5 protein-coding genes are annotated in these 5,392 nt (G+C 37.1%); 1 reads left to right on the forward strand and 4 read right to left on the reverse strand.

Going from position 1 to position 5,392, the window contains the following annotated elements; all coding sequences use genetic code 11:
* Positions 1-52: 52 nt before the first annotated feature.
* The 4 genes from IQ228_RS27475 to IQ228_RS20190 all read right to left on the reverse strand — a co-directional run bounded on the left by IQ228_RS27475 (position 53) and on the right by IQ228_RS20190 (position 3,119).
* A complete protein-coding gene (locus IQ228_RS27475) occupies positions 53-148 on the reverse strand; it encodes a hypothetical protein (protein WP_370566917.1) in 96 nt (31 codons plus the stop codon).
* A gap of 5 nt (positions 149-153) precedes the next feature.
* Positions 154-693, reverse strand: coding sequence for a DNA-binding protein (locus tag IQ228_RS20180; protein ID WP_193964148.1), 540 nt, complete (start codon positions 691-693; stop codon positions 154-156).
* 305 nt (positions 694-998) lie between these two features.
* Positions 999-1,382 (reverse strand): DUF2237 family protein, encoded by a 384-nt coding sequence (locus IQ228_RS20185; protein WP_193964150.1) that lies wholly within the window; start codon positions 1,380-1,382, stop codon positions 999-1,001.
* A gap of 105 nt (positions 1,383-1,487) precedes the next feature.
* The gene (locus IQ228_RS20190) at positions 1,488-3,119 is read right to left on the reverse strand and encodes a cyclic peptide export ABC transporter (RefSeq protein WP_193964152.1); all 1,632 of its coding nucleotides are present in this window, start codon (positions 3,117-3,119) and stop codon (positions 1,488-1,490) included.
* 51 nt (positions 3,120-3,170) lie between these two features.
* On the opposite strand from IQ228_RS20190, the gene hpnI reads away from it, so the two are divergent.
* On the forward strand, positions 3,171-4,292 hold the full coding sequence (gene hpnI / locus IQ228_RS20195) for a bacteriohopanetetrol glucosamine biosynthesis glycosyltransferase HpnI (RefSeq protein WP_027401528.1): 1,122 nt from the start codon (positions 3,171-3,173) through the stop codon (positions 4,290-4,292).
* Positions 4,293-5,392 lie beyond the last annotated feature (1,100 nt).

Raw genomic sequence — 5,392 nt, forward strand, 5'->3', positions numbered from 1 at the left:
CAAGCCACTATGGGATTTTTGATAGGGAAGACGAGCGAAAATAAAATAAATTTTATCTTTTTCTTCCCATTGCTAAATCCCAGATTTTGATAGTCTTGTCAAGTGAACCAGAAATCACGGTTTTTCCATCGGGTGTCAGTATTTTCATAGATATTACATATTGTTAGAAAAAACGAGTTCTTGGAATTGTTTTTGCATCTCATGATCTAACTTTTGGGACTCTTTGATAAAATTTAAATTCCTCGTGGTTTTAGCAATTTCTAACAGAGATTGATCAATATTATAATCCTTAGACTCAATCAACCAAGTAAGAATTTCAAAAAGATGCCAGACCAATTGCGATCCTTCGTAAACAGTTAAAGGAAGGTTTGAATTACTTTTTGATAGTAATTTTTGGATATTTTGTCTCGAACATCCTAGAAGTTTTGCAACATCTGTTATACCAACAAAATCAGGTGAAGCTTCTATAAGTTCTGCTTGTGGAATGGCTTTTCTTACATCTTTTATTGCACTGGAAATCGCCTCACACGCAGATGATGCCTCACGAATAAAATCAAGTCCAATAAAACCTTTCATACCAATACCAATAATTGCATCATCACAGCCTGATTCATAAAGGACTTCAATGTACATCTCAGGATCAGTAACAGGGTTGGGAAGTTTGAATTTTAGAGTGAATTCATATTCTTGCATTTTGCATTATCCTTCATTAGAAGTAGTCGGTTGTTTTTCCTCTAAACGAATACACTTATCAACTACTTTCCGAATTAGTTTTGCGTGATTAGTAGGATTATTTCATTCTAAAATCTGACATTTTGTGTATTTACGAGAATGCGCCATTTTGGGCTTGATGGAATTCTATCTCACGATGGCTGGAAATACCTAAATTCGTTGCTTAAATCTAGAATGAAATCTGTCCGTTCGCTGATTTTGAAGGTTTAGTGTGCCTTACGGCTTTGCCTAACACACCCTACAAATGCTATATTTATTAATAATTATTAACCATTTTCCTCATTACGAATTACCCGATGTTTTTGCAAATCTGCTAAATTACAAACTTCTAAAGCCCTAGCATGGGTAGCTTCTAAAACTACGGTCGGTGCAACACCATCTTCTAAAGCTTCTTGCCATCTTGCAGCGCATAAACACCAACAATCACCGGGTTTTAAGCCGGGAAAACCAAAATAAGGTGCAGGTGTACTCAAATCATTACCCTGGGATTTGGTATATTGCAAAAATTCCTCTGTGACTTGAGCGCAAACGACGTGCATTCCCATATCTTGTCCACCTGTGGTACAAAACCCGTCACGGTAAAATCCAGTCATGGGAGAAGTGCAGCAAATTTCTAATTTTGTTCCCAGTACGTTTTTAGCTTCTGTCATGATTAATTCCTCACAATTTTAATTTATTAGGGAAAACGAACCGCAGAGGCGCAGAGGACGCAGAGAAAGAGGGTTTGAGAGATATTTTGCGTAGGTCTTGATTTTTTAAGTTTGTGGGAGTTTATCAAATTCAATTTTACCATAGTTTAATTTAATAATTCTATCGGCTAAATGAAAATAATGATCATCATGACTAATTACTAAAATTGTTTTTCCCTGTGCTTTTAATTCTGGCAGTAATTGAGTATAGAATATATCTTTGAATAATGGATCTTGATCAGCCGCCCATTCATCAAATAGATAAATTGACCGATTTTCTAAATATGCTGTGAGTAATGCGAGGCGTTTTCTTTGTCCTTGGGAAAGGGAAGTGGTGGAAAGTTGCCCATTTTCGATTTTAACTTTATGATCAAGTTGTAATTTCTCTAAATATTTTTGGGCTTGAATATCTAAGTTATGATTATTTTCTAATCCTAACAATTCTTCAAATAAATAAAAATCAGAAAATACTACAGAAAAATGTTGCCGATACCATTCGCGGTTATTTTCTGTAATCAAAGTTTCATCTAAAATAATTTCGCCCTGTTCGGGAATATATAACCCAGTGATTAATTTCGCTAAAGACGATTTACCGCTACCATTACCTCCCACAATAAAAACTAATTCTTGGGGGTAAAGGGTAAGATTAATTGGACCGAGAATAAAGCTTTTATCTTCTTTATCTGTATAATAAGTGTGAGTAACATTTATCATTTGTAAACTGTGCCAATTTGTGAGAGCATGAGGTGGTGCTGTGGCAATTTCCGCCCGACTGGCTAAAGATAAATCTAAAGATTCGATTTTTTGTAAGGCAACGCTGGCTTTACTAATTAATGGTAAGTTATTGGAAATATTATCCATAGGTAACATTAAATAAGTAAAGGTGAGAATGTAACCAGATAAAGTTTCGGCATCAATGGCGAATAAATGTGGTAAAATAAAGAGAACAAAACCAATGGCAAAGAAAAATATGAGTTTACCCCAACTGGCAGTTGTCGCAAACAAGGTTAAACCTTGAACATTGTGATTTTTAAATCTACTGGCTGTGGATTCTAAACGATTACTCAGGAAAAATTGCCGGCGTTGATAATGTAGTTTTAATTCTTTAATGCCGGCTGTAATCGTGCTAAAATTATTAAATAAACTATCTTGATCTTCACGGGCTAAAGCTAATAATTTTTCTCCCTTATCTAATAACAATTTACAACTAGCAATAGCCGCAATCATTAAAACCACTACCATGATAAATACTAACCAAGATAACCAAGTTATATATAATAAACAGCCTAAAGCCATTGATATATCAATACATAAAAAGGGAATGACATAAACAGCATTAGCCACTGCTTGGACATCTTCTGTTAAAGTGGCTAATAAGCGAGGATTTCCTAATTGTTCTAAATGACTTAATTCCGATGCTAATATTTGCCGACTTAACTGCATTCGTAATTGCAAAACGGCATTTTGAGATAAGCGAATTAACATAATTTGGGAAATTACGCCGGTAATTAAGGCCACGGTGACTAAACCGACAAACCCCCAGGCTATAGTTGTCAGAGGTGCAGCATTGCTTTTACTCGCTGCACTACTAATTAAGGCGATTAATCCCGCACTACTACCACCACTCAAAAAACCTGTGATAATAGCGATCGCTACCATTGTCCAAGAAGAACGCAAAAGAAAGTAAATTAGATTCATTGGTTATTAGTCATTAGTTATTAGTCATTAGGAAAACTATTTCCCCTGCTTATGTTGATATTCTGTTTATCAGCCGTTTTATTTTACACCTATGGGGTTTATACAGCGATAGCTTTTTTGCGGGACTCTCCTCCCATAAACCCCGATTTCCATCCCCCTGTCACTATCCTGAAACCCCTATGTGGTGTTGATAAGGGGACTTACGCCAACCTAGCTTCATTTTGTCAACAAGATTACCCCCAATATCAAATTATTTTTAGTGTCCGCAGTTCCACAGACCCTAGTATAGAAGTAGTTGAGAAACTAATTCAACAATTTCCAGAAATAGATATTAGTTTAGTGGTGAAAGATCATATTATCGGTGCTAATTTGAAAATTAGTAACTTAGCTAATGCTGTTACCACCGCCAAACATGATATTTTCCTCATTTCTGACAGTGATATTCGTGTCAGTTCAGAATATTTGCAAACAGTTATTCAACCATTACAAGATCAAAAAGTCGGTGTTGTCACCTGTTTATATCGTTCTACAGCCGAAGGAATAGCCACGATTTTAGAAGCTATTTGTACAGCCACAGACTTTCAACCGGGTATTTTAGTTAGTAAACAATTAGAGGGAATAAAGTTCGCTTTGGGTTCAACTATTGTCATGCGTAAAACCACATTAGCAAAAATTGGCGGTTTTGCCGCTGTAGCTGATTATTTAGCAGATGATTATCAACTCGGCTATTTACCAACCCAAGCAGGTGACAAAGTAGTATTATCTAACTATATCGTCGAACACGGATTAGGACATAGTAGTTTATTAGATTCTATCAATCGCCAAATTCGTTGGGCGCGTTGTATTCGTGTTTCTCGTCCTTGGGGTTATATCGGCTTAATATTTACTTTCGGCACAGTTTCTAGTTTACTATTATTAATAACTAGCAGTGGTTCTATTTTTTCTTGCTTAGTTTTCTCCATCACTTTGCTAATGCGCTTGATTATGGCTTGGGTAATAGGAGTAAAACTTCTCAATGACGCAGTTACTAAAAAATTCTTTTGGCTGATTCCTGTTGCGGATATAGTGAGATTTATAATTTGGTGTTGTGGATTTTTTGGTAATACTATTGAATGGCGAGGGACAAAATTTAAACTAGTTAAAAATGGTAAATTGCAAATAATCAAAAGTTAGGAATCAAGAATTAAGTAGGTTGGCGTTGAAAATTGTCGTTATGGCAAGGCAAAAGGCAAGAGGCAAGAGGCAAGAGTGAAGAGGGTTTGGGCGATTTTACGTTTCTTTACACAGTTTGGTTTTATTGTGTTCACCTACTTAGCCCACCTGGGAATGATAGCGTAGCGTGGCGTTAGCCATATTCCCAGTCTAATAGCAGAAGTCATCTGAAGATGACTAAATAAACCGGAAATTTTTCACCTCATTCCCAGTCTCTGACTGGGAATGAATTCTAAAAGGCTCTGCCTTCAATAATATTAGAGGCAGAGCCTCATCAACTGCATTCCTAGTCAGAGACTAGGAACGAGATGTGGTAGGGATTTGAGCTTAAGTTGACACCAATGAAGCTCTTGCTTTACCCCTACACATCTGGGTTCTTTGTCATTTGGCAATTTAAATCTCACCCGTGTTTAGTTTTGACTTTCGCACTGCTTTAGTAGTCCGTTAAAACGGACTTGAGCTATCAGACAGGGAATTCATTCCCTGGCGGGTGTGGAAGCCAATAGAAGACAAGCAGGGGGAGAAGAGAGGCAGGGGGAAGGGAAGAACAGAAGTTTTTTCTGATCATTACCCGTCAAAATAAATTTGACGAACTACTAAGTTTTTCATAATTTTGCAAAAGTCTAAGTAGGTTAGCATTGAAAATCGTCGTTATGGCAAGGCAAGAGGCACTCATGCAAAAGGCAAAAGTGAAGAGGGTTTGGGCTATTTTACTTTTCTTTACATAGATTGGTTTTATTGTGTTCACCTACTTATGTCCCAACCGTTTTGAGTATGGAAAACAGAAAAGTCAACCACCCATCACTTCCCTTCGGGTAAGTGAGGGCTTGTAAAAGCCTAGTTGACCAGACTCAGTTCTTAACCGAACTACGTTAGAGGTAAGAGTTAAAGACCTACCAGAGGATGCGTAGCTAGTTCCCTGCTCTAGAACTTAAAAGTTAAACAGGCTTAAGGGTTAAACCAGTGCTTTTAAGATAGTTACCGACCTCTAACATTGTCGTTCGCGCCAGCGTGCCGGAGGCATCTAGCTAACATTACCCGCAAGGAGGCTCTTTGGAGCA

The organism is Dolichospermum sp. LEGE 00246 (assembly GCF_015207865.1).
Lineage (GTDB): Bacteria > Cyanobacteriota > Cyanobacteriia > Cyanobacteriales > Nostocaceae > Dolichospermum > Dolichospermum heterosporum.

What these genes read in the sequence shown, in the direction of transcription:
- IQ228_RS20190 (WP_193964152.1), bottom strand. Translation starts at nt 3,119, where the DNA reads ATGAATCTAATTTACTTTCTTTTGCGTTCTTCTTGGACAATGGTAGCG.
- hpnI (WP_027401528.1), top strand. Translation starts at nt 3,171, where the DNA reads ATGTTGATATTCTGTTTATCAGCCGTTTTATTTTACACCTATGGGGTT.
- IQ228_RS27475 (WP_370566917.1), bottom strand. Translation starts at nt 148, where the DNA reads ATGAAAATACTGACACCCGATGGAAAAACCGTGATTTCTGGTTCACTT.
- IQ228_RS20185 (WP_193964150.1), bottom strand. Translation starts at nt 1,382, where the DNA reads ATGACAGAAGCTAAAAACGTACTGGGAACAAAATTAGAAATTTGCTGC.
- IQ228_RS20180 (WP_193964148.1), bottom strand. Translation starts at nt 693, where the DNA reads ATGCAAGAATATGAATTCACTCTAAAATTCAAACTTCCCAACCCTGTT.